A 24,309-nucleotide genomic window follows, 5' to 3' on the forward strand; every position below is an offset into this window, starting at 1 on the left:
GGAGAACATTAATGCACGCTTTTAAACTCAATCAACCTGTTCCTGAATTACAGCCAATCGGGAGTGTCAGCCTGTTGGGGGCGTTGCCAACAGAAGGCGATCCCCAGGTCGCCGTTGCGATGATTTACGGTAAACCTGAGGACGTATTTACCTGTGGACTGTTTTCATCGACCCGCGGCGGTTTCACGATGATTTATCCCTTTACCGAGCACGCAACCGTGCTGGAAGGGGAAGTGGAACTCACTGTTGCGGGTCAGGAACCGATACGTTTTTCACCAGGCGATAGTTGGTTTGTTGAACAGGGAACCGAAGTGGCATGGAAAGTTTTAACGCCCCGTTTTGTAAAACATTATCTGGCAAACGTCGAAAGCCACAAACAGGGTTGAATCCTTTAATTGTTCGTCAGTAGCGTTGGCATCAGTGGGGAGAATAACGCGCTCCCCACTTGCTATTAGCGCATGCGGGGACGGCGTCACAACGTTATTTACCGTTATCCCTCTTCAGGACGATACCTGTTAGATGCGCTGCCTGCCATAAATAAACGTTATTCCGGAGCGGTAATTTATTGTTGTAATAATAGTGAAGAGGTTGACCATGTTTAAAAACAGACTTGCCAGCCATCTTGAACGTGGCGTTATTGGTTTCCCCACGACGCTTGCCAGCTCCGTCGGGCTGATTATGGCAAGCCCGGTGATCCTGACCGTGACCAGTGGTTTTGGCTCAGGGGGAGATACCTTTGCCCTTGCGGTATTACTGGCATTTATTATGATGCAAGCGCAGATTACCACCTTTGCCGAAGCGGCAACGCTTATTCCCACGACTGGCTCCGTCTACGACTATATCTCCTGCGGAATGGGGCGTTTTTTCGCTATCACCGGTGCGCTTTGCGCTTACCTGATCGTACACATTTTTGCCGGCACGGCAGAAACGATTCTCGCTGGCGTCATGGCGCTGGTGAACTTTGAGTCTGTTAGCGAACACGTGGCCATGCAGCACAATACCTGGATGGTTGGTGTCGGCATGGTAGTGGTTTTCGGGATACTGAATGCCATTGGTGTTGAAGTATTTGGCAAGGTGGAGGTATTTCTTACTTTCGGTATGTGGACTACCCTGACCATCTTCGGTTTATGCGGGATCCTGTTATCCCCGGTCACTCATCATTCCGGGTGGTTTGGCGCACCGCTTGATGTCAGTAATCTTTCTGGTCTGTTTGGTTATATTGGCATGGCGATGTTTATGTTCGTCGGTTGTGAACTGGTCACGCCAATGGCGCCGGAAATTAAAAAAGCGCATCGTACGATTCCCAGAGCGATGGCGCTTGGCCTTTTAGCGGTGGCAGGTTGTATGTTCCTCTATGGCGCTGCGATTAACCGGCAAGTAAATAATGTGGTTGTCGATGCGGCAAACCATATCTTTTTACTGGATACGCCGATGGCTATTCCCGCCTTTGCCAATCGTGTCATGGGACATGTCGGGCAATACTGGCTGGGCGTGGGGTTGTTGTTAGCGGGATGTGCGACGATTAATACGCTAATGGCGGCAGTACCGCGTATTATATACGGCATGGCGCTGGACGGCGCTTTGCCGCGGTTTCTGACCTGGTTGCACCCCCGCTTTAAAACACCGGTCATCGCCATCGCATTCGGTGTTGCGATTCCCTGTTTACATGCCTGGTATCTGAACGGTGATATCGACCACATTGTTCCGCTGATCCTCGCTGCGGTCTGCGCCTGGGGAGTAGCTTATCTGCTGGTAACGTTATCGGTCGTTATCTTACGTATTCGGCGCCCCGATTTACCACGCGCTTACCGGGCCCCCTGGTTTCCCTTACCTCAGATTATTTCGAGCGTGGGTATTATTATCGCCATTATTAATATCGCGCCTCCAGGAATGAACAGTCGGGATGTACTTATACCATTCGGTATTATGCTTGGATTGACTGCCGCCTATGCCTTATTCTGGACATTATGTGTGCAACGGGTTAATCCTTTCCTCCCGCTTCCGGTAGAAGAGGTCGTGGAACGGGCTATGGGCAATTATGAAAAGCGAAACAATGAAGAGATGACGCCAGATGTCCTCCGTCCCCTGGTTTAAGAACGCATTAATGAATATGGTGTTACGTGATTTGAGCGGCTGGCGTTGTGAAAAATTGACCGAACATAGCGCCGTGCTGCATCTGAATGCATTTACCCAGGTTATCTGCCATGTTCAGCAAAAACGGTTATTCATGGCCAGTATTCACAGTTGTGAATTCAGGGTGAAAGGCACAATCAATTATCCTTTGCAGGGCAAAATTCGCGTTCATCAGCCCGGATGGCTGAAACGTTATCCCGTCATTTTTACTGGCAGCAAAAGTACCGCCGGGCTGATTAACTATCTTAATTGTTTCCCCAATTTACAACAGGCACTGAGTGAACTGGATTATCGTCGGTTTACGCTGGTTTTACATCATAAGGAATGGTATTGCGGCATTGAGCTATGGGCTGCTAGCGAAGTGGTTTGTAAAATGCCGCCGCTGCGCCGTTATCTGCGGCTTGAGCGGCACCAGCGTGTTCTTCTGCTTAGTGTGATAAATATGATCAATCAGGCCATGAATCAATGGCTGCAACAGGATACCGACGCCAGATAATATGACATTTTATTGCGGCATCAGCTCAGAGGGTGGTATTAATTCAGGCATATATGACATATGGGGAAAAGACCCGCAATTGACGCGGGTTAAAAAGAACGCTTTCACATATTCAGTGAATGTTGTACCGAGGACATTCTGGTTCGGGAAACCAGTTCCGTGCGATTTATCACTTCTGTTTTAGCAAAAATATTACGTAAATGTGTTTTCACTGTTGAGAGAGAAATATTCAACTGACGGGCAATCAATTTGTTGCTGGCCCCTTCGCAGACCATTCCCACAATTTCACGCTCTTTGGCGGTCAATATTGACGCCAGATCGTTGTCTTCCTGAAGAGAATCATGAATCGCCAGTCCCAGTAATGGTTGTACTGCCTGGGCTCGCAAACGCTCTTCGCTGGAAAAAGGTATATCGCGCATTAATGAAATGCCCGCGATAATACGATGGCCCCGACGAATAAAGATCTCAATCATGTCGCACACATGATTAGGTAGCATAAATTCATGATAATAATGGCGATGTCGGGCACAGATACCGGGCGTCATCGTCGCTACGGTAACAACCTGTTGGCCGAACCGGGAAGGCGATAGCGGGTCTAATGGTTGAAAATGCTCCAGATATTGTTGGTGTGTGCTATTAGAAATGTTATGTAAAACATAGGTTTCTGGCTTTAAATAAGCATTAACACGATAAAAAACCGCCGACGACAGAGGAATGAGTTGCGCAATGCTCTGTAAGCAATGGAGAGTGATCCCGTCATTATGGCCAGTAGTTGATAAGGCTGACATGTTATCTCCTTCCATCCGGATGAGCGCGTCGGGACGCAGTAAAATAGTGGTATGTTGAAACATACAATTTACATTCGATTAACACAATCATTCACATGTTAATAATGTGACGTGTGTTGCGATATTTTTTATAACCGATTGAAAATAAATGTTTTTAATTTAAATCTTGTCTGGCTTTCTAAAAAATAATTAAAAATTATTAATATAATTTTTTTTCTGTCGCGGTTGACTCATCTCCTGAAAATGCCGTGGGTTCTCGTCCTTCAGGACGATATTCTTTTGAGATGACTGTTCTATGATTTTCTGTAATAGCGCAGGTTAACAGAGACTTAATTTCTGGTTCAGACAGGATTTGCTAAATAACGTTTCAATAGCGTCATGCGCTATGCAGAAAACCGGCGTTTTTACCCACAAAAAGCGGTGGCTGCCAGTATATTTTAATGAACAGTAGTGAATATGAAGGATGTGGTAACATGTTGATTTTATGAGGGTAAGCGGACAATTTAGGGCATCCACATCTGAAGGGTTGGTGCCCGGACTTGGAGAAGTCCTTTGGGCTAATGGACTGTTAAAGCTATTTTTGACCGTTTATCAAGACCACTACAAAACTAACCATTACAGAATTATCTACATGATTTTCCCGGTGTGGGTTTGATTCCTGCTACTGTCTGATAATTGTTGAACCAGTTCTTCTGTATAGGGTATCAGCAGGGCAGGCTTTCGAAATTTGACACCCAGTAAGAATCGGTGTGAGACACTCACGGTTTTTTCTGCCGTCTATTCGTCATTGAAGAATGATAGTATTTTTATGAGAATAAGAGACAAAAATATAGAGGCGCCTATATAAATCCCTCGTTCTGTCCAGGTATCCAGACGAAATAACCAATAGACACATAAAAAAACAAGTAGCCCACCAATAATTGACGCGAGAGCGCCAATGATTTTTTTGAGCATATATTTAAAAGTACCTTCATTATATTTCATGGTTTTTCTTTTTGTGTCGCCATTACCATTATTATGACAGTTAATTTTATGCTGAAGAATAACCCTGCCATTATCTGTTTTCTGGCATATCTTATTAGGCGTAAACGTCAACAGGCGTAGCGCATGATAGTAATTTTCTTGTTTTGAAGGCCAGTTTCTATCAACGATTAAATAATCCACTGTACGTATACTATAACGATGCTGACCTGATAAAAATGATACATATTATCAAGTGGAACAGAAAAATGATAATTGCTCTCACCTGGAATTTCAAGCTACTCGTCTGTGTCAAAGACAGAACTAAAGCGGCATGAACCACTTAAATAACGCAGAGTAACCTCGTCATTAATGATACGCTCATCTCAGTATCCAACATCCAGACTCCTGGAAATTTACTGCATTCCTGTAACTCAAATTATTTAGAGTATATTAATATCGGATATTCTTTTTTAATTAACGCCAATCTCCATACTTTCCAGTGACTTTAATATGTATGGCGTAAAATCAATCAACTGATTATCTATTTTTCTGATTAAACTGCCTGCGCCGCATAAAGCATGTGAGCCATCAATCATACAAAAATAAAATTTCTTTTTTATGTTATCATCTTCGTATATTGTTTTATCCATCTCCGAAATATTCTCATCAATGATTAAGAAACCCTGTGCATTCACTGAACTTATATTATATAAAACTGATGGTTTAAATTTATTATTTGTTTTTGTTGCATCATCATCTAACACCCATATGTTTTTATTTTTATCAAAAACGATGTGCTGTATATGTGAGCCATACTCACCAACATCATACACCTCTCTGCTATATGAACAACTCCATAATGTAATTGGATAAAACTCAGGATCATAAACATGGTTTTTATCATTGAGATCTTTAATATTTTTATTTAAGAAAAAGTAATCATTAAATTTTACGTTCTTACACTCAGGGGTTTCCACGCGATAGTCAATCCTTGCATCAATGCGAAGCATTCTTACAGAATATTTCGACTCACTTAATTTGTCTGGTAATGATATAGATGGAATAATATTTGCTTTCAAAGGTAAGATAAGAAACAAACTAATGATAGTGATTTTTTTCATGGCCTTTATCCTGGTTGAGCCTGGTGGAGTTATTTGATTCGATAAGCTTATCATCATCTTTTTTCGGTTGATAAAAATAACCAGAACCAGAAAATAAAAACATCCGATAATAATTACCACCAGATTCAGCAGACATATATATATCTTTTTTGATACATTTTGATTCTGATTTTATATCAGGAAAACAATAAAATTCATCCTCGGCATCATAGGGCGATAATTTTTGATAACCGTCACCAAAATCCCATATATATACCGAAAAATCATTTCCAGGGAGATTATATTTTTCCAGAATTTTTCTTTCATTTTCTCTCCACCAATTCAGTTTCCCCCTGTCCGTAATGGGGAAATGCCTGGCAAGAATGTTAATGTCTTTACCTGAATAATAATGGACATCCACGATTTCTACTGGTCTGCCTGACCATAAGTATATAACAACAGAACAAAATAATATGGCGATTGTCACAATATAAATGAATTTTTTCGTTATTACCCATGACACAATCACATTCCTTATGTAAAATATCGGACTATGCTATGTTAACAATACAAACAAATACCTTGCCGACAATACATACCAAATCAGGAGTAATATCCTCTGACACCTGAGATTTTTACGGTGGTATTTATTTCTGTAATATACACTTCATCCTTTAAGCTGCCTCTTTGTTGGCTGCGCTCAGAAACCCCGGTCACATAGTTATCTATGCTCCCGGGGATTTCTTCCCTTGCCGCCGCGATGCATCTAGAATGATTTTGTGTATAAATGGCTTAAACTCATACCCCTCTTTCTCATAATGTTGAAGTACAAACTAAATTTTAAAGACATCCCAATGGCTATAAAGCCAATGTGTTATATCATTACTGTCAAGACTAAAATGATCCTGCATCCTGTAATGCCCGTTTGCTGCGTAGGCATTTTTGATACATTCAATGATATTATGGTAACGTGTGTGGCATACATATCATGAACAGATAATCTCAGTCCGTAGCTATAGGCCCTCCACGATTTTATTTCCCACTATCGGCAATTGTTCCGTATCTTTTGTTGTTGCCTTTTGCTTCCCAGAAGATGTAGAACCGTTACCCGTGTCGACTGTAGGTACATTTGACGGTACAGGGTAATTTGATTTATTCAACAACCCTTATTATGGTGAAAAATAATTATCTATAGGCATCAAAGCGTTACAGATCTTTCCATCAAATAATTCAAAATCATGGACGTTTACTAAAAATTTATCTTTATATGAGTAATGAGCACCAACTACTGGAATAGTAAAAATCTCAATCTCTTCATTTTTTTTATTTATTATTAACATGCCATCAAAACCATGAAGTATTTGATCGTCACTAAAATTAATCAATGATACTCTAATATTTATTATGGATTTATTATTCCCAGCCAAAAAGGAATTAATTAAAGAATCGGTTATTCCATGAGGATAAGTATCAACATATACTATTCGTATAGAGTTCCCCGCTCTTTCATTCCAACAGGATTTATTGACCGCATATATCCTTTCATCAGCTCTATATTCTTTAAAATATTCCTTCCCTTCAGGGTTACCCCATACGAATAAATAATATCCTCGCTCACCAGCGCTGACAGAAAATGTCACAATCCAGATAAAGAGGAATATATATTTAGCCATATCATCTATCTCTTACATTAGATTTTTTTGAACGGATGTAAATTCGCCACCGCAAAGGTGTCCGACTCCTGGCCGTCAGCCTCCAGCGTGGAACGAAGACCTTCCCGGGACATGTCTGCCCTCCCTGAATGTTCAGCCTGTATTTACCGTGCCGCCGCCGATAACCACCCCGTCACAGTCCATCCCATCACCCGTTCTGGCAGCGGGAAGGTCGTCGATAAATGCCGTGGAGGAGCCACCCGCAATTTTACGCGGATGGGGCGGATGCTCCGGTTTGGAGTGTGGCGTCAGCGGGTCGCCCATCCGGGCGACGGGTAATCTGTCGATAAATATCATGAGGGAGCTCGTAATAATCACGGTTTCGTAATAACTGTCGTGCTGGGTGCCTTTATCGTTGAGTCGGGCTGCTGTGGGTATATTTTAGATCCTTATTGTCATCAATGATAATTACATTCGCTTCATTATGGTTATTCGCTAATATTCTGTCTTACCTTTCCATAAATCGGTTATACGAGGTATCCTTAGGCTTTGTTAAATAAATAATCCCATGTTAATATCTCATCGATATCTTTCCTTTGGAGGCATAACCGCTATTCTCTCTCGAAACCAAGACTTTGCGTGGCCTGGAAGTATTTCCCCAAGGAAGAATTAATAAAAAATCTCCCGTAACCGATTATTTTTCAACATGTATTGTGAATGTCTTGTGGCTTTCTTTTCCAGAAGACCATCCCGATCCCATCGTGTAACCATCAAGCTCGATAACGATATCTTCCTCAACATTAATATTACCTTTAATTTCGATAGTATTACATCTATGCTCGTCGCCTCCAATACATTTTATATAAATACCATCCCAATTTTCTTTTATATCTCGAGGGTTCTCCAACGCAGGTGAAAATTCTTCTGTCCTAAATACCCCAGCATAACTTGGATGAATAATATAATACAATCTACTGACAAGTCCACCCGTTAGCTCAACTTGTTTGCTGTAAGTTGTGCCAAATTTAGCGGGTGAGAGTTCGTCAGGTTGATACTTTATCGTGTTTCCGGAACATGAAACAATCATGGGAAACACAATGCAAATCAGAGTTAAAAAACATAATTTCATAAATATTCATGGTATTTTTGGAAATACCATTCCTCCATATATATTACCTAAAAGACAATCTTGATTATCGTGCAAAAAAATGTGAATTATTTAGTGCAAAAATAGATTACTTAGTGAGTAGGCCGTAGGATCTTTCCCTACAGCCTCTCACAAACCGTACGTAAAGCTCTCACTTCATACGATTCGCGTCAGATAAATATATCCTCTGGCACTACGGTTCAGTGTAAAAACACTCAGAATTATGCCTTTGATAGTTACTCCCTTAACTGACATATTTTTGCCTTTTAACGGTCACTGCATTATCATCCCGGTTCCGGTTGACAAACTCCTCACCACTGATCGCTACTTATTTTCCTTAAAACAGGGGAGTCTCTGAGACTTCCGCCAGCGTTTTAGCTCTTCAATAACTCCTTCAGGACTATCTTCTCGTTCCTCTGATGGATAAAATATCAAATCCCCGCCATCAGGGTGTTGAGTAATTTTATTAAAATGGCGTAGAAGATTATCAATAAACTTCGATAATTCATCTCCAGTCAACTCTTCAGGAGGCTCAAAAAAATTATTTAAAAACTCGATAAACTCATCTTCTGTATAATCTTCAAGGTTATTTTTTAGTTCCATTTTCACCTCAAACCTTACTTATGCAATCGTATATGATTTTTAGGGGTGTTTATCCTAAGGTTATCAACATCAAACACCATTCCTCCATACTGGATCTTTCCAACGTGGTAAATTTCATAAGCCCACCTACCTCCGACTTGTTGCCTTATCAAGGTGTACGGCGCTCGACCTCTTTTTATCAAAGTTTGATTCGATTTACTAAACTACGCCAGTAACTCTGGGCATTTCCCTACACCTGATTTTCATTTACTTTTCTTAAAACAAGGCAAACCTTGAGATTCTCTCCATTCTTTAATTATGTTCAGAATGCCCTCAGGTGTTCCATCACTTTCCGTTTCAGGATAATAGATAAGATCTGTTCCATCTGGGTATTCAGTGATCTTCTCAAAATACTCAAGTAATGGATCTAATGTTTCATCTGTATCCGACTCGTTTTCAGAAAATATCACTCTCAAGAAATCAATGAACTCACTTTCCGTATAATCACTAATATTTTCTTTTAATTTCATAAATCGCCTGTGTATGTCAATATGGTGTTCACACGGGGATTGTCTACATTGTAAACATCGCCTCTATTTGCAACTTCATCTATATGATGAAGCTCGAACCTCCGTTTTCCGACTCTGTCAACTTTTCTAACCTTTGATGCCTTACCTGATTTCACTCGAGTCATATAACCACCCCGCCACAGTCCACCGCATCACTCATTCTGGCAACGGGCAGGCCGTCAATAAATACCGTGGGGAGACCCGCTATAATCACGGTCTCGTAATAATCGTCGTACTGGGTGCCTTTATCGTTGAGTCGGGCGGTTGTGGGCATTTTTCTCCATAGCTTCATTACTAAATAATAAGTTGTGAGATTATCCTGGAAAATAAGAACAATTATTTATTAGAAGTTAATAAGTGATAGGATCATTGTACTTACTGCAACTCCAATAGAAATAATTAATTCTTTTGATAAAAATCTAAACTCTGAATCTTTTTTATGCGAATCCAGGATATTAATTAATTCATTTTCTCTTCGATTTGATGGCATAATTCCATCTGGGAATGTATGTATTGGTTTTCTCAATGCACTGCTGATTTTTTTAAAATTTGTTATTAAATAAAGCTTTTCTTTCTTTTTTTATGAATTTGGATATAACATGAGTATTCTGTTTGTGTACTAAATTTTTTTAGTGACCATGACACGGATTCATTATCAATGATAATCTTCCCATCAGAAAATTCAATTTTTTGAATAAAGAAAACTTTTTTATTTCCCCGCCCAAAATGTATGCAGGTTCCAAACCAAACATTTCATTATCAGCTAATGCGCCTAATTTTTTAACTGTGCGATCAAAAAGATAATTATTGTTATCATCCACTAAATCAAATCCTTCCTGACTTGAAGATGCAAGAAAAGATGTAATTTCGCTGTCAAGAATATTTTTTGTTTTATTGATAAACCTATTTTCATTAAAAATGATCTTATTAAGTAAAGGTAAGATGGTAATATTTCCTCCTGTGAACCATGGCCTGATTTAATGCTATCATTGGATGCATCATCTGGTGTTTTTAGTCTTTCATTCTTATTCCAGCTTGCACCTGTTGAACTGTTGATACCTCTGGAGGATGAAGCTGACGACAGTGGTTGCCGTCGGCGTTAATCCGTCCACATCCAGCGTAAAACGCAGGCCATTTTGTGACATAACCTTATTCTGGATTTATTGGCGAAAAAGGAACCACGGTCCGCCCGTGGCAGTGGCAATGGGGGGAGGACAGCCGCTTCAGGCACGCTACCGCCAAAGTTTCCGGCATCCACCATCTCCCATATATGAAACGTAACAGACGTAATTCATTGCTGGCACGGGCTTTTTGTCTCCGTTCCCGGACAAAAACAGCATCCCACCATTAAGGCGGAATGCTGTGGATTTACTCTTATGCTTCCAGCGGCGCACGCCAGTCATCAGCACCTGAAGTGCCTGCTGAAACGTGTTCCCACTCAATTTTGCGGTAAGCCAGAGAAACTCTAACCAGATGTGTGAACTCACGTTTGGTGTTGTCCTGGCAGTGCGGCATACCGGAAAGTGTCGATAGCCGGTATCCGGCCTTGTTGTAGGTGTCGATATAGCCCAGCAATTCAGGCAGGCGTTTCAGGGGAAGGGCGGGGTGATGCTGGGTTATAACAGGAGTTACAACGCCATCCAGATCGAATGCCGGATTATATTTAATCGTTCCCTGCTGTACGGCGTGGCGCATAATTTTGGTCAGATACTGGCGTATACGTCCGGCAACAACATGCACACCTTTATCATCAATGTCTCTGACAGTCGTGCGAGATGTAGGGTTTAAGTCGCCGAAATACCCATTGCGCCGATATCAGGGAAAACGTAGTGTTGGAGGCAGACAGGAATTTTATTGGCGTGACTTTCTGACCAGAGTTTCAGGCAGCCGGTATGCCACAATCTAGCGATGTACTGGAACGTTCTAATTCATTGACAACCTTTTTTCGTCCCGGCGCTGCTGAGAAGGGGTAAAGCCGGATTTTAGTACGCACCGGGTGGCATCGCGTTTTTCGCGGGCAAGGGCGAGTGAAGTTTCGGGATAAGAACCGAATGATACCCTGGACTCTTTTCTCTCAAAACGATATTTGAAATACCAGATACGAAAATCGTTGGGTTTTACCAGAAGATACAGGCTGAGTGTATCAGCGAGTTTGTAGGGTTTATCAGAAGGCTTTGCACTACGGGCTTGTTTGTCGGTTAATGCCATTTGGGGTGTCACACCTTTATCGAACCGGACTGAGCACCGAGTTGACCACCAAAAGCCCCTGATTTGGGCGGATAAATAGAAATTCGCTGGGAAGAGTTTTTCCACTAACTCATTGAATTAAAAAATAAGGGGATTTATCAGGAAGCATAAAAAGGAAAGGTGGTGCCCGGACTCGGGAACATTCAGTTACTTACCAATTTGATTTTCATCATAAATTCTTCTGCTATCCATTGTCAAGACCCAGAGGTCGACCCTCATTTCTTCTTGTAAATCAAAATACTGTACCAGAGTGTGGAGGTACGGGTTGGTTCGATCCTTTAGTTCGATTCCTTCAGTAGCATTGTGATGTTGATTATGCTGCGAATTAAGGATGCAGTATGTTTATTTTCTGTATTCATATTTATCAGGGGAAAACCTGTCCAACTTAAACTGAGGAGATACAATCCATGTTGGAAGGCTTTGCTCCTGATTACATAATCTTAATTGTGTAACATCATACGAGCGATCTTTTCTAGCAGAGAGCTTTGACTGACTTCATGGCGGCGTATCAGGTCATAAGTAAACGTGCGCAACAATAATTCTGTAGCAGGTTCTGCCATGACTTTTATGGCAGAACCTTCAAAATCTTTTGCCATCAGATTGTACACCAGTACTGCTTTGTCCATGTTTTGATTTGGCTGATTGCTACGAGTACAAAACAAATTTGCGCTATAGCCATTATCTTCAATAAACAGTTGCTGGTACTGATTTGGGCGGTGACCTTTTGGCTTGGGAGTAAGGTAGTAAGGAAGGTATGTCTCATCAGCGGCGCCTCGCTTATTTAACACACCATTATTGAACTCTGCTGCCTGTAGGGAACAGCGATCCGCTGCACCTATTAAGCGTGGAACGCGGCTTGTGTTATAGCGCCACAGGACAACATTACGTTGATGATCGATAAGAAAAAAGTCGTTGTCTCTGATTTGCTCTACACATGCCTGCGTCATACCAGAGACGGCGTGGCGTAGTTCCTGTTCCCGTTCATAAAGCTTAGGCATTTGGATCGTCAGTGTGCAATTTTTAATTTCTATGGGCGTAACAGCAGCATAAAAGGCTTTTTGTCTACGCCGTTTTTCCCACGGACAACGGGTTGCTACTAACGTAAAATAGCCATCAGCTACTTGGAGTCCCGATATCTTACCCATTCCTCGTATTGCTTCTTTGAGCCAAAGTTCGCTGCGGAGCATTGCTAACTTGGACGGTTCTATTTTTTTTAATATTTTCCGAGTAATTCCTGTTTCAGGATCTTTTTGGGAGCGTAGTATTGAATCAACATTACATCCTTGAATGACGCGTTGATAATTATTACTAAAATCTAATATGAAGTCGACTTTAAGCTTAGAGTAGTAATCCAGTTGTTCATATTTACCCTGTTTTGCAAGGTCGAGAGCCTGCCAGGTCGTGTTGAAGCTATTGTTTCTAACCTCACCGTCATCATCAATGATTTCTATTGTAATACTTGATCCATTCTTTTGCTGCGAGCTATTGAGAACTAAATAGTTTTTATCCTTATTAAGGTGGATTATATCCTGAGCATCAACTACGGACTCCGCATTTAATTCTTGTTGGAGGTAATGTAGATAATTTTGGTGTGTTTCTTCATCTTCATTGTTTTTTAGATTATCAATGATAATAAGAGGACGGTGAAGCGCAGTATGTGGCGTTTCTAAAAACTCTAATTGTCGATGGGATGCTTGAAAAACACGCGGAGTGAATGCAATGTTTGCTGAGGCCAGAATTTCAGTGATTAATTTTTGTATTAGATTTTCTGCGTGGTTCTGGCATCCAGAGTAGGGTTTGTTTGCAAAGCGCATATAAGGCAAATTGCCAAATTGCTTAGCATTCACTATTTCTATAAGGTCAATATTTTTGTTATCATTAATGAGCAATCGGCCAAGCTCTGTACTAATTCCTGATGCTTCTGCTTGAGCTCGAAAGCAAACAGCCTTCAGCTCAAATGTCACATCATTATGCTTTGAATAAAAAATGGAAAATTTTAAAGCATCAATGTAATATTCATTATTCTTGTTTGGCTTATCACTTTGTAAGCTTGCTGAAAAATACAAATCACTATTATAAGAAATTGGCGATAAAGAGAAATATTGGGCGGCGTTCTTTAGTAGTATTAACTTAAGACGTAGCGCAATAACCTCCTGAGCTATTCTATAGTGATCAAAACCTAACTTTATTATTTCAGTAGCCCATTGGCTGTAGGGTCTTGGATTGGGAGTGAGAAATAAAGCCAGATGGTAATCTTTCAATGAAAAGGAGTGATAGCGTAATTTTTTAGGGGCGTCTAAATGTAATTTCTCGCTTAAGAGTTTCTTAATGTCTCGATGAACCCCGCTGATGTATTCATCATAGCTAATTTCAAGTGGTTTAGGTTTTCTAATATATGCTACATCGATACCCCATCCATCTGATGAAGGTAACTTAAGAACTTTTTCCAATACACTCTCTATTTGCTCAGCAATGTCGAACAATTGTGTTCTGGCTAGCGGTGCATAGGGAGAAGGGTGAATGTCCCATTCAGAGGACATTGTTATAACTGCATTTCTGGTTTGATTTAATTCCATTATTTCACTCATTTTCATATCCTAACATATTCATAAGTGTACGGTTAATTAGTATCTTTCTACTTATTTTTGATTCGTACCGATTTGAACTAATGTCTTTTTCATAATAAGAAACAACTTTTAAAAGATTAAAGTAAAAGATTTGTGTGGATTTAAATTTCTCCGCGCGATCATTTAGGCAGTTGAGTCCATGCCGTGTATTAAGGTAGACAGCAGAAACTTTATTCAGAGAAGAGCTGGCGCTGACAACCTTATTTAATATTTCTACTTTGTTTAAAGCACTTGAGTGCAATTTTTTCGAAATATCACGATTATTCTTTCCCATCATCCAGTTTTTAACGTCTATAGCGAATAGATGATCTTTTTTGATTAAGTAGATATCAAAAAGTTCATAGCACTCGCTACCTAACTGTAAAATTATCTGTTCAGGTGTTAAGGGTTTTATTCCTGCCGCTTTTAATACTTGATGAAATTGCCACTCTCCAATATTTCCAATGAGCAATGGGATTAATGCTGGGATAGGAATAAACCTCTTTAATGGCTCGGATTCTAATCTTAATAGGCTTGGGAATACGCGTTTTTCGAGTTCATCATACTCTTCACTCATACCCTCATGATATTGAGGTAAACAGTGTTCAGGCTCATAAGGTGAACTACCAGCAGAAATATCTGTAAGGCCATCTGATTGCATTGTTCTTGCTAAAATAATATTTTCCAAATCGGCGGTGCGTTCTAGAAAGAAATTCTCAATGCATAATTTCATATAATCGCTGTTTTTAATTATAGGATTGCGTTTTATTCGTTTGATATATTTTTGAGGGTTTTGAAAACTATCTGAATGGCGTAAGTCTTCGTTAAGCTGGATAGCATTTTTGTCACCGGCTCTGGCGTTTTTTAAAATTACTTCGACAAACTCAATTTCAAAATCATTATACATTGCGTTGGCATTTAGCACGCGTTGTTCGAAATCAGTACGCTGTTTATCCGTATTGAAACTGGCTTTTTCTAAATCGTTTCGCGCTTCTTCAAACCAACGATTGTTATGGAGGCTGAGTGATGCGAGCAGAGATCTGGCATCGGGATGCCGCGCCAGATCGCGGAAGACGCGTATCGCATTTAAATGTACACCAGAAGGTAACCTGATAGTCCCCTGCATTTTTGCATCGCGACGTTCAGTCCGGCCAATGGTCTGCATGGCTACTTTATGAAGTTCTACTATATGTTCATCATCAAGCATTCGTGCTGCATCTGAATCTACTAGGTCGGTTTCAAAGTCATTTGCGCGACGAAGCATACTTCCGTGAGCGTAGTGCTTAAGTAATGTTACATAGTTTTCCAGTGTGTTGCGTGTGCCTGCGGTGTTAACCTGGCTCCAGAAGCTATCGCATACCATCGCAAGTTCATCAAAATCAACTTCTAGCGATTTTCCTCCAGCATCCGTTTCCGGATAGGCAATGTAGTAGTTGAGACCGGTTCCTGCCCCTTTGAAGTGTGAAATCATAAAAAAAGTCAAATTAGGCTGATTAATACGCAAGTAGTCCCGGACGGGATCCTCACGGTTAAGTTTTGAGTCAAACATGACGACTCGTAGGGTATGCAGGTTGTCGAAAGGTGTTATTTCAAATACACGAGGTGTATCATTTCCACGCCGATTATCAGTGTCTAAAATTTTCAATCCGTTCATAGGAGTAGAGCTATTGAGCGTCGCTTGCAGAAATTTACCTAAGACTGTGAAAAAGCGAGCACTGAGGCCAATACACAAAGTATGCCGGGTGGTATAGGCTGCGAGTAACATTGCTTGTAGCTCGCGATGAAATTCGCGTTTACGATAGCGATGACGTTGTATATACGTTAAATAGTGTTCAAGATGACCTTCCCATATCTTCAGCACTTTTTTGAATATGGGGTCATTAATTAATGGAGAAAGCTCGCTTTTTTGATCGTCGAATATTTCAATATTAACAGGACGATGAATATTTCTTAATTCACGGATAGTTGCTAACGGAGCGGCTGACTCCATATCTCTGCACCTAATCTGGTAGCCGAGATGGCGTGCATAGTCGGCAAGAAAGGGGCGGCTATATTGCCCATTGTAAGTACCAGGGAAGCCTGCGGTAGCTGATAGCAGGATCACCGTATTATGTGTTTGATACAGAACACGAAGCAGAGCGACTTCAGGAAGTTCCTTGATAAGTTCCATACGGAATTTGAGTAAAACCCAACCCTTTAGTTGGCTGGATTCAATAATAACCTTTTCCCTAGGGGCTAATGAAAAAAGCGTCTTAGGTTGAAAGTAAGTAAAAAAATCATCAATCAACTGTTCGTCCGTTGAGCTTCCTGATAAAAGATATGAAGCTTCCCCCTTAATTTGCTGTGCTTTACCTATAAATAATGATAGTGGATTGTTTTGGTTAGCCTGATCTTGTTGCGACAGCATTTGCTGAACTCGCGATGGATTTTTAAGCTTTGCCGAAGCAGCAAGGATTGCGGTGATTGTTTGGTATAATTCATAGAGGCTAAAATCATTTCCAGCATCTTCATCGTCCTCGGCGCTTACGTAAATTTCCGTATAGGATTGTCGTCCGTGGCTACGAAGTCGTATATGGCGAAGATCATCTTCTCTGTAGAAGCGTTGGATTTGATAGCTGAAAACATTACCTATAAGCGCTATCACTTGTTCTGTATTCCGGCTATCAACAACGACATCAAGCATATTATTGCTAAACAATTGAGTCATTTTTTTTAGATCAAAACCGGGGCGTAAATCACACCGCAAGAGTGCGTTATTTATTTCACAAACATATTCATCTAATGGCTCATACCCAGGAGCTCGTTCATTCCCTCTACACTCGTCTATATATTCGAGAACGCGATGTAATGTTGCAAGAATTGATGGTAATTGCAGATCGTCATTAAGTAATATTTTGCATACTGTTTGTTGGAAAATTTTGTAGGCTTCGTGTTCTTCATCAAGTACTAAAGTAAACCGAATATCTCGCTGTGCATAAGGCGAGTCGCTATCATGAACCCAGTATTCCTGTTTTAATTTTTCAAGACGTTCTGCCGATGTAACTGAGGTTAATTCTTCCAGAGGATTTTTATCTTGGTGTTTTTTTTGCCCAAGAACATGATCAAGTGACTGGCTGCTTTTATGATAAATTCCTTCATTATCTCGTTTCAGAAGAAGTACGCTGCCGTCAAATTTTTTAGTTGTCGCTAACAGAATACATCGCCTGTACAGTGCGATATGAAATGGGAAAAGATGTTTCACCATTTCTACTGCTAAACCCGCGAGTTTGTCTTGGCCAGCTCTCTCCAGCAATGTTTCGAAATCGGTATTGAGGGTATTAAGTAATGCGATGGCCGCTTCCTGTAGGCGTCCTGTGAGCTTATAGCCGCTGGTGAGTAATTCTTCTTCTATTTTAACCTGTTCGTCGGTGGCTCCGGCTCTTACTTCCGCTTTAAGCCGTAGTTCAAGTGTAACTCTTGCCTGTACATCGGATCTCAGACGTTCAAAAATCAACTGAGTATTGTCTTTTAGTATGTTACAGCCAGTGTGTATCCAGTCGAGATAACGTTGCTGGTTATCTTTTTCGTCTCCATCCGTTTGTTTCACCCAAGTGGTAAAACTTAAGTCCGCAACATCGCGTAGCGAGAGATAGGGGAGTATCAAAATTTGCTTCGAACTGGCCAACTCGACAAGTTCTGAGGGAATATCAATTTGCGATTTTAAAGGGGTGATAAAAACCAGGTTACGATGCCCATTTCCGGGTAACGTTGCGGAATTTACACCTTGTATGTATTGATAAAAAACATTATAGGTTTTTCCGCTGGATGTACCATCTTGCGACTGAATTAATAATGGGGTTTCGGATTCGCTAAAAGCATAGAACTTACCTGCATTGCTCCTTGCTTTCGTAATTTCCTGATGAATAGCATCAGGCAACCGTAAAATTTCTCTTTTTGACATTGTATTTTACCTTGTCCTTATATTCTGGGAGCCAGAGCGTTTAGTCGAATATCCCGGTCTTATTATCAGTTGCTTTTTGATTCATTTATCGTTCGTTGATTTTGTCGGAGAGTATTGGGTTTGCTCGCCTACAAATGCCCCTGCAACCACTCCTCCACGCGCTCAACATCAAAAGCGCGTAACCCATACTCCTGCGTCAGCAACGCCTCCGGTAAATACTCATCATATTTTTCGAGGCACTTTTCAACGATGCTTTCGGCAAGACGGGATTCGGAAGGTAGCCCTTCCTGAAGTGCGCTGAATAACGCCTGTTTAACCTCCGAGACCGTAGTTTTCTCTACTTCAACCACACCAGCAAACGAGCCCGCCTTGAAACCGCGCTGGATAAGTAATGCCGACAGCGTATTTACGGTTTGATCGCCAAGCCAGGGAAGAATGTAGACATGCTGCCCCTGCTGAATAAAACATTCCGAAGCCAGATTATTGTTGCGAAAACAGTGCAGCCCTTCATCAAACAGGTTTCTGGCCGTGGTATCGGCAAAATCGGCTTTGCGATCGCCAACGGTGATGCGGTAGTCTCCCTCCCGATAAATGGTAAGCATTTCCTGGCGGACGACGTCATGAATTGACATCCCTTGTCCGCCAAATAACGGCGGCTGCCCGCCCTTTGTCGCCTCGACATAAATAACTTTTTTATCACTATCGATATCGGTTACCTTCCAGCGTCGACCGCCGAAAATAATGTGTTGGTCAGGCATCAGTGGGGAATCAACGGGAATGGAGCCCAGTGTTTTGCTCCCCGCCACAATGCGAAACTCTTCCGGCGTGCTGAACACGGCGTAGAAGGTGTATTGATTTACCTGACGTTCGCCCTCGACGCCCAGAACCAGTTCGCCGCTTGATAGCTGGGTCAGAAACTGGTGCTCCCCCATATGTTTCAATAACGTTTTGAAGTCATCGATCCGGACTTTCTGAAATGGACCTTGTTGGCATAGCTGTGACCAGATCTGATCGGCTCGTACGCCTCCCCACTGCGCCACGATCGCCAGGATCTGATGGAACAGGGTGGAATAGTGCATCTGCCGGGTATCGGCTGGCTCAAACCATTTGCTGCCAATAAGTAAGCGGATCATGGCCAGCGACTGAACAAGCTGAAGCCTGAGCTGGTCGACAATACCTGATGTTGGCGTCAGTTCATGTTCGGCAATCAGCATTCTCAATACGGCAGGCGAGTCGCGCCGACCGGAACGCCCCATTCGCTGGCGCAGGCTGGCTACGGAATGGGGGGCGGTAACCTGCACGACGGAGCTGACTTTACCGATGTCGATGCCAAGCTCTAACGTCATCGTACAGATGGCGGTGGTAGGTAAGTTGCCTTGTTGAAGCCGCTGTTCCAACGTTTCACGCAGATCTCTGGACAGCGATCCGTGATGAGGGAAGAACTCGTTGGGAACGATGCTCGCTTCACTCAGATCGCTAAGCGTAGCGGCAATGCTTTCGGTCCGTTTGCGACTGTTAGCGAACACCAGATGGGAATCACCACGACAGAGGCGAAAGATATCATGGCAGATTTGCGTCTCTGCCGACGGCGGCGGTTGCTGGCCCGAGGTGGTCAGCGGTTCCAGATAACCTTTCACCTGCACTTTTAGCGTAGCGTGAGTCTGGCTGTCAGTAATAATGTCGCAGGGCAGACATTGATTTGGCCGCAGAGATAACGGTACTCGCTCCAGTTCTCCCAGCGTTGCGCTGAGTGCGACCCGAGGAACTGGATTGTCGATTCTTCCGAGCAGGTGATCGATTCGATTTAACAGAGAGAGAAGCTGCATACCCCGCTCAGAACCGATGAAAGCATGGAATTCATCAATGGCGATATACGCCAGTGGGGCGAAAGCCTGCTTTAACCATCCCGCATTGCGGATCAGCATTGCTTCCAGCGACTCCGGAGTGATAAGCAAAATACCGGCAGGGTGTTTCTTCGCTTTCAGCTTTTTGCTCTGCGCAACATCGCCATGCCAGGGGGTGACCGGTATCTCCAGTGCATCGCCGAGGCTTTCCAGCCGTCGATACTGATCGTTAATCAGGGCCTTAAGTGGGCTAATGTATAAAATGCCAAAACCGCCCTGAATATCCGCAATGGCAGAACAGGCGGGCAGGAAAAAAGCTTCTGTTTTACCCGCGGCAGTCGCGGCGCTGATCAGGACATCCCGATCGCCCGCTAATATCGGTGGAACGGCTTTTTTTTGCAGTTCCCGGAGATCAGCCCATCCCTGCCGGTATATCCACTTCTGTATGCGTGGATCCAGCCGCTGGTATTCGTTCGTCATAATCGGAAATCAGCCAGACCGTCCTCGTCAGTATCTTCTGCCGACGTTATTTCATCCATATCGCTGGGTTTTTCTTCCGCGATCGCAACACCGGCAATTAACTGCGACCACTGAATGGACGGGTTTTGTTCCAGCACGGCCAGCATATCCAGGAAGGCTTTAATCGTGTTTCGTGGCGTACGGAAATAGGCATCGCCAATAGTGTTGCTACAGTGGCGTAAAAATGCCGTCAGCGCATCATCAGGAACCAGATAGTTATCCGCATCGCCGCCGGAATAAACGTGACGAAGGTTTTTCAACAGAATATAGAGCTCTTCCGGCGTCAGGCTGGCTAAATGCAGGGAAGGGGACGAATAATCAATCACCCCGGCACGCTGGGCGAAGCTGTTTTCCGCCAGCCGTGACTGGAGCGCTTCGTAGCTGTATAGCCCCTTGCGTGGATCGAACAGGAACTCTGGCGTACCGCCGAGTAAAAAGCCGATATATTCAGCCGTCCCTTGCAGGCAGTCATTCAGAATACGCAGTATTTGTTCATAGTTCGCAACCCTCGCCTGCGTATTACTGAGCTTATAAAGATTGACCATTTCATCCAGATTTACCAGCAGACCGGCGTAACCGGCCTGACGGACAAACAGGCTCATCAGCTTTAGCGAATCGTAGAAAGAGGCATCAGAAATAATGGTACGCACACCCAGATCGTTACGGGCGTCGGTTTTCGTGGTGTATTCACCTCTTAGCCAGCGGATGGCATTTGATTTCAATGTCTCATTATCCTGCTCGTGGCCCTGCCAGTAACATTCAATGACTTTGGCAAAATCGTAACCGCCAACCATATCAGACAGGTCAGCGAGCTTTTGGTGAATAATCGTCGGTACCGGCACATTTGTATTTTCTGCTTCTTTTCTGGCTTCCGTGATAAAGCGCTCAACCACACTTAATAATGCGTTTCCATCCGGCTTATTGCGCGTGGACAGATTTTTCATTAGCTCGGAATAGAGATTACGCGCCTGTCCACCCGTCGCGTGGATACGCCTGTCTGGGGATAAATCGGCACTGATTGTCACCAGCTTTTTCTCTAGCGCAATTGAGCGCACAACGCTTAAAAAGAATGTCTTACCTGAGCCGTATTCCCCGATAATCAGCCGGAATCCTGCACCGCCATCCGCGATACGCTCAATATCCTGATACAGCGCTTTTATCTCGTTAACCCGGCCAACCTGAATATGCTGAATGCCAATTTTAGGCGTAACGCCTGACTTCAGTGACTGAATAATAGCGTCTCTTTCTTTGAGACGAATACGAATGCCAGACATAAATTATCCTTTGAGCTCTTGTGCAATTTCCAGGTCAACGTAAATATCATCGTCATCATCAAGCACCGGGGCGTCAACCTGTTCGAAAGACCAGTCATTAATTGCTTCAATCGCGCCGCTTAGCATCAAATTAAACTGCTGGCATAGCTCAGTGACTTCGTTTCGCGCCCAGCGCTCTTTTTCCAGCAAACGTTGGTAAAGCTGGTGATGTGCCTCATCAAGACCTGCGCCAGTATGTGGTGGGATCTCCGCCGGGGATTCATCTGCGGGTTCATCTTCGGTGAAGATGGTGTTCAGTAACTGGCGTACGTCCGTGGTATCAGACTCATGACGGGCAAGGATCCGTTCATCAAGAGAAAACGCGCCGCTCGTCGCTGATGGGGTTTGTAACGTAGCCGTCGGCGTTGTTTCTGCGGTTGACAGACGGTGGATATCGCTGGTGACGGTACTGCTGTCCAGGCCGAGGCTGGTATAGATTTTTTCCAGTTGCTTAATTTCAGCCGGATCGATTTTTCCATCCGCGCAGGCGACGCTGATAATCACGTTGCCAATAGTGGACTTATCTTTATCGCTGAGCTGCTCAATTTTACCTTTCAAGCCGGCCTGATTTGCAGGCGTATTGAGCCGCCAGGTGAGGTAGGCGTGCAGCGAACGTTTTTCTGTTGGTGACAACGCGTCGTTATGATTAATCGTTCTCTCCAGCGCAGCCTGTTCAGCAACGTCCACGCGCTTGTCCATTTGTGCAATCATGGCGCCCAGCCGAAGCGCCACAGAGACTGATGTAAATTCCGCCGACGGTACGTAGAATTCCGCATGTCCTTCGGGAAATAAAACAATATGTCCTTCTGGTTCTGGCCGGACAAGGTGATAGCGCATATCCGGCGCAATGCCGTAGCCTGCTCGCCTGGCGAAATTTTGCATCAGCTCGGCTTCTTTCTTATTAATCTTATCCGGTACAGGCATACCCAGTCTGGCCCAGAAATCAGCCACTGCCGCCAGTCCTGAATGTTCACGGATTTTCTCATCTGCCCAGTGTTTAAATTCAGCAAACAGACGTTCTGCATCTTCGGTCAGTATTTCATCGGGAAGCAGCATGATGGCGGCGACATCACTTGCTGAGGCATCTTTTTTACCGAGATAGCGACTGTAGGCATCCAGCGCATTGATACAGGATTCTGCAACAGAAATTAATTTCTGAACTGGGGCTTTTAAAACGCTGGGATCGGGAAGATCCATCTGTTTTTTTACCTGAAGTTCCCGAAGCGTACCACTGGCGGGGGTATAGCTTAGATGCAACCGTGTTTTATTGGGTTTGACGACAATACCGTCACCGTATTTTTGGGTATAACGCTGTTTGAATAACGCGGAAAATTCAGCATGACATCGACGGGCAGGCGTACGCAGGGTATAATCAGGAAAATAGTGTATCCATGCCAGTGCCAGATCGGCACAAACAGGTTGTCCTTTCTCAACCACCGTCGCCAGATTCAGTCTGAACAGTAATGAACTCCTTGACGAGAAATATTCGTTTTCGGTATGTATAGAAAGTAACTTCGGTCTGAGAATGATCATCATTTCCAGCAACTGCGTTGCATAATGCCGGAAGGAACCGCTGGCCTGAAATACGGTTCTCAGGCGTGATATCTCTTCGAATAATGCTTTGAATTCATCGTCAGAAATAGCCTCTTGTGTGCCATCCGCTAGTATGCGGCGTTCCAGACCGTAAAAATAGATAAAAACATAGCCAACGGGGCAGTTCGCATCGCTGCGATCGCTTGCCAGCCAGTCAAGATAGGCACCACGGCAGCGAGGGGTGAGTGTGGCAAAGCTGGGCCAGTATCCCAGCGATTCATCATAATAATGCCGTGAACCAGGCTCGATGGGAAAAGCGTCATTAACCAGCGAAGCGTCAGAGCCATCGTTATAAAGATAGCCATATTCTCCTGATGAATGTGTTTTTAACCGCCCGCCGAAATAAAAATAACCGTGATTAATGACGACGTTTTGAATGGTGATGCTTTCTCCCGGTTTGACCCATCGCGCTGGCGTGGTATTGCTACGGGCGGCGCTTTCTCGCGATGGCTGGCGGCTGGTGCTGTATTCAACCGCCTGTCCACTAACAAAACTGAAGGTTGCCAGTTCGTCATCATCGGATGACTGAGAATGCATATTTGTCACGCTGCTGGCTGGTTGATTGAGAGATTTGTGTTGAGATGAATGATTTATTTTGGTGATGATTTTGCTGTTTACTTTGGGAGGCGGCGACTTTTTCTTTTTGGAAAACAGAAGCCAGATAACAGCCAGTGCAATAACGAATATCCAGAAGCCCATTCCGTGCCCTTAATCACTGATAATGCTTCCCGGCATTGTTCTACGTGCGGCAAAGGCGGTAAGCATAAAACTGGAAGAGAGATCGTAAAATGATACCGCGAATGGGCTGGAGTACAAG

General features: G+C 43.2%; 22 protein-coding genes and 1 pseudogene. 3 read left to right on the forward strand and 20 right to left on the reverse strand.

The features are described from left to right. Positions 1-11 precede the first annotated feature (11 nt). The 3 genes from QEN32_RS03610 to QEN32_RS03620 all read left to right on the forward strand — a co-directional run bounded on the left by QEN32_RS03610 (position 12) and on the right by QEN32_RS03620 (position 2,629). Entirely contained in the window at positions 12-386 is a 375-nt protein-coding gene (locus QEN32_RS03610) for a cupin domain-containing protein (protein WP_000542980.1), read from the forward strand. Between the two features lie 208 nt (positions 387-594). After that, the gene (locus tag QEN32_RS03615) at positions 595-2,094 is read left to right on the forward strand and encodes an APC family permease (RefSeq protein WP_000475953.1); all 1,500 of its coding nucleotides are present in this window, start codon (positions 595-597) and stop codon (positions 2,092-2,094) included. Then, the gene (locus QEN32_RS03620) at positions 2,072-2,629 is read left to right on the forward strand and encodes a DUF3156 family protein (protein WP_000100099.1); all 558 of its coding nucleotides are present in this window, start codon (positions 2,072-2,074) and stop codon (positions 2,627-2,629) included. The genes QEN32_RS03615 and QEN32_RS03620 overlap by 23 nt, the downstream gene beginning before the upstream one ends. Before the next feature lie 104 nt (positions 2,630-2,733). Here QEN32_RS03620 and QEN32_RS03625 read toward each other — a convergent pair whose 3' ends face one another. The 20 genes and pseudogenes from QEN32_RS03625 to QEN32_RS03710 form a co-directional block, all read right to left on the reverse strand. Continuing rightward, the gene (locus QEN32_RS03625; RefSeq protein WP_265321938.1) at positions 2,734-3,417 is read right to left on the reverse strand and encodes a LuxR family transcriptional regulator; all 684 of its coding nucleotides are present in this window, start codon (positions 3,415-3,417) and stop codon (positions 2,734-2,736) included. A 1,433-nt stretch (positions 3,418-4,850) separates the two neighbouring features. Continuing rightward, positions 4,851-5,501: a hypothetical protein gene (locus tag QEN32_RS03630; RefSeq protein WP_265321939.1), complete on the reverse strand. Its 651-nt coding sequence runs from the start codon at positions 5,499-5,501 to the stop codon at positions 4,851-4,853. Further along, entirely contained in the window at positions 5,479-6,003 is a 525-nt protein-coding gene (locus QEN32_RS03635) for a DUF943 family protein (protein ID WP_265321940.1), read from the reverse strand. The genes QEN32_RS03630 and QEN32_RS03635 overlap by 23 nt, the downstream gene beginning before the upstream one ends. 310 nt (positions 6,004-6,313) lie before the next feature. Beyond that, complete coding sequence (locus QEN32_RS03640) at positions 6,314-6,391, reverse strand: hypothetical protein (protein ID WP_233339908.1); 78 nt, start codon at positions 6,389-6,391, stop codon at positions 6,314-6,316. 258 nt (positions 6,392-6,649) lie between these two features. After that, entirely contained in the window at positions 6,650-7,153 is a 504-nt protein-coding gene (locus QEN32_RS03645; RefSeq protein WP_265321941.1) for a hypothetical protein, read from the reverse strand. A gap of 132 nt (positions 7,154-7,285) precedes the next feature. Further along, positions 7,286-7,570: a type VI secretion system PAAR protein gene (locus QEN32_RS03650; protein WP_024134298.1), complete on the reverse strand. Its 285-nt coding sequence runs from the start codon at positions 7,568-7,570 to the stop codon at positions 7,286-7,288. Positions 7,571-7,826: 256 nt separating this feature from the next. After that, on the reverse strand, positions 7,827-8,261 hold the full coding sequence (locus tag QEN32_RS03655; RefSeq protein ID WP_000762309.1) for a hypothetical protein: 435 nt from the start codon (positions 8,259-8,261) through the stop codon (positions 7,827-7,829). Positions 8,262-8,603: 342 nt separating this feature from the next. Beyond that, positions 8,604-8,882: a bacteriocin immunity protein gene (locus QEN32_RS03660; protein WP_000421096.1), complete on the reverse strand. Its 279-nt coding sequence runs from the start codon at positions 8,880-8,882 to the stop codon at positions 8,604-8,606. Positions 8,883-8,896: 14 nt separating this feature from the next. Next, a complete protein-coding gene (locus tag QEN32_RS22650) occupies positions 8,897-9,064 on the reverse strand; it encodes a hypothetical protein (protein ID WP_323131605.1) in 168 nt (55 codons plus the stop codon). A gap of 60 nt (positions 9,065-9,124) precedes the next feature. Next, positions 9,125-9,391: a bacteriocin immunity protein gene (locus QEN32_RS03665; protein WP_000768133.1), complete on the reverse strand. Its 267-nt coding sequence runs from the start codon at positions 9,389-9,391 to the stop codon at positions 9,125-9,127. After that, complete coding sequence (locus tag QEN32_RS22655; protein WP_322968935.1) at positions 9,388-9,555, reverse strand: hypothetical protein; 168 nt, start codon at positions 9,553-9,555, stop codon at positions 9,388-9,390. The genes QEN32_RS03665 and QEN32_RS22655 overlap by 4 nt, the downstream gene beginning before the upstream one ends. Beyond that, on the reverse strand, positions 9,552-9,704 hold the full coding sequence (locus tag QEN32_RS03670; protein WP_001537584.1) for a PAAR domain-containing protein: 153 nt from the start codon (positions 9,702-9,704) through the stop codon (positions 9,552-9,554). The genes QEN32_RS22655 and QEN32_RS03670 overlap by 4 nt, the downstream gene beginning before the upstream one ends. Before the next feature lie 355 nt (positions 9,705-10,059). Then, positions 10,060-10,251 (reverse strand): T6SS immunity protein Tdi1 domain-containing protein, encoded by a 192-nt coding sequence (locus QEN32_RS03675; RefSeq protein ID WP_000342571.1) that lies wholly within the window; start codon positions 10,249-10,251, stop codon positions 10,060-10,062. A gap of 553 nt (positions 10,252-10,804) precedes the next feature. After that, positions 10,805-10,945, reverse strand: a pseudogene (locus QEN32_RS03680) (type VI secretion system tube protein Hcp); the annotation flags it as partial. 408 nt (positions 10,946-11,353) lie between these two features. Further along, on the reverse strand, positions 11,354-11,638 hold the full coding sequence (locus QEN32_RS22660) for an Arm DNA-binding domain-containing protein (RefSeq protein ID WP_346659516.1): 285 nt from the start codon (positions 11,636-11,638) through the stop codon (positions 11,354-11,356). 479 nt (positions 11,639-12,117) lie between these two features. Further along, positions 12,118-14,265, reverse strand: coding sequence for a hypothetical protein (locus QEN32_RS03690; RefSeq protein WP_265321942.1), 2,148 nt, complete (start codon positions 14,263-14,265; stop codon positions 12,118-12,120). Then, a complete protein-coding gene (locus QEN32_RS03695) occupies positions 14,258-18,223 on the reverse strand; it encodes a hypothetical protein (protein ID WP_265321943.1) in 3,966 nt (1,321 codons plus the stop codon). Before QEN32_RS03695 ends, QEN32_RS03690 begins: the two co-directional genes overlap by 8 nt. 128 nt (positions 18,224-18,351) lie before the next feature. Continuing rightward, positions 18,352-20,547 (reverse strand): DEAD/DEAH box helicase, encoded by a 2,196-nt coding sequence (locus QEN32_RS03700; RefSeq protein WP_265321944.1) that lies wholly within the window; start codon positions 20,545-20,547, stop codon positions 18,352-18,354. Continuing rightward, complete coding sequence (locus QEN32_RS03705; RefSeq protein WP_213892526.1) at positions 20,544-21,860, reverse strand: ATP-binding protein; 1,317 nt, start codon at positions 21,858-21,860, stop codon at positions 20,544-20,546. Before QEN32_RS03705 ends, QEN32_RS03700 begins: the two co-directional genes overlap by 4 nt. Before the next feature lie 3 nt (positions 21,861-21,863). Further along, a complete protein-coding gene (locus QEN32_RS03710) occupies positions 21,864-24,191 on the reverse strand; it encodes a TerB N-terminal domain-containing protein (RefSeq protein ID WP_250299895.1) in 2,328 nt (775 codons plus the stop codon). Positions 24,192-24,309: the final 118 nt, after the last annotated feature.

Source organism: Salmonella sp. SA14318 (assembly GCF_029866905.1).
In the GTDB taxonomy this organism is placed as follows: Bacteria; Pseudomonadota; Gammaproteobacteria; order Enterobacterales; family Enterobacteriaceae; genus Salmonella; species Salmonella enterica.

Bases quoted from the DNA above. Each gene is read 5' to 3' on its own strand.
- QEN32_RS03610 (WP_000542980.1), top strand. From the start codon at position 12: ATGCACGCTTTTAAACTCAATCAACCTGTTCCTGAATTACAGCCAATC.
- QEN32_RS03615 (WP_000475953.1), top strand. From the start codon at position 595: ATGTTTAAAAACAGACTTGCCAGCCATCTTGAACGTGGCGTTATTGGT.
- QEN32_RS03620 (WP_000100099.1), top strand. From the start codon at position 2,072: ATGTCCTCCGTCCCCTGGTTTAAGAACGCATTAATGAATATGGTGTTA.
- QEN32_RS03625 (WP_265321938.1), bottom strand. From the start codon at position 3,417: ATGTCAGCCTTATCAACTACTGGCCATAATGACGGGATCACTCTCCAT.
- QEN32_RS03630 (WP_265321939.1), bottom strand. From the start codon at position 5,501: ATGAAAAAAATCACTATCATTAGTTTGTTTCTTATCTTACCTTTGAAA.
- QEN32_RS03640 (WP_233339908.1), bottom strand. From the start codon at position 6,391: ATGCAGGATCATTTTAGTCTTGACAGTAATGATATAACACATTGGCTT.
- QEN32_RS03645 (WP_265321941.1), bottom strand. From the start codon at position 7,153: ATGGCTAAATATATATTCCTCTTTATCTGGATTGTGACATTTTCTGTC.
- QEN32_RS03655 (WP_000762309.1), bottom strand. From the start codon at position 8,261: ATGAAATTATGTTTTTTAACTCTGATTTGCATTGTGTTTCCCATGATT.
- QEN32_RS03660 (WP_000421096.1), bottom strand. From the start codon at position 8,882: ATGGAACTAAAAAATAACCTTGAAGATTATACAGAAGATGAGTTTATC.
- QEN32_RS03665 (WP_000768133.1), bottom strand. From the start codon at position 9,391: ATGAAATTAAAAGAAAATATTAGTGATTATACGGAAAGTGAGTTCATT.
- QEN32_RS22655 (WP_322968935.1), bottom strand. From the start codon at position 9,555: ATGACTCGAGTGAAATCAGGTAAGGCATCAAAGGTTAGAAAAGTTGAC.
- QEN32_RS03670 (WP_001537584.1), bottom strand. From the start codon at position 9,704: ATGCCCACAACCGCCCGACTCAACGATAAAGGCACCCAGTACGACGAT.
- QEN32_RS22660 (WP_346659516.1), bottom strand. From the start codon at position 11,638: ATGGCATTAACCGACAAACAAGCCCGTAGTGCAAAGCCTTCTGATAAA.
- QEN32_RS03690 (WP_265321942.1), bottom strand. From the start codon at position 14,265: ATGAGTGAAATAATGGAATTAAATCAAACCAGAAATGCAGTTATAACA.
- QEN32_RS03695 (WP_265321943.1), bottom strand. From the start codon at position 18,223: ATGTCAAAAAGAGAAATTTTACGGTTGCCTGATGCTATTCATCAGGAA.
- QEN32_RS03700 (WP_265321944.1), bottom strand. From the start codon at position 20,547: ATGACGAACGAATACCAGCGGCTGGATCCACGCATACAGAAGTGGATA.
- QEN32_RS03705 (WP_213892526.1), bottom strand. From the start codon at position 21,860: ATGTCTGGCATTCGTATTCGTCTCAAAGAAAGAGACGCTATTATTCAG.
- QEN32_RS03710 (WP_250299895.1), bottom strand. From the start codon at position 24,191: ATGGGCTTCTGGATATTCGTTATTGCACTGGCTGTTATCTGGCTTCTG.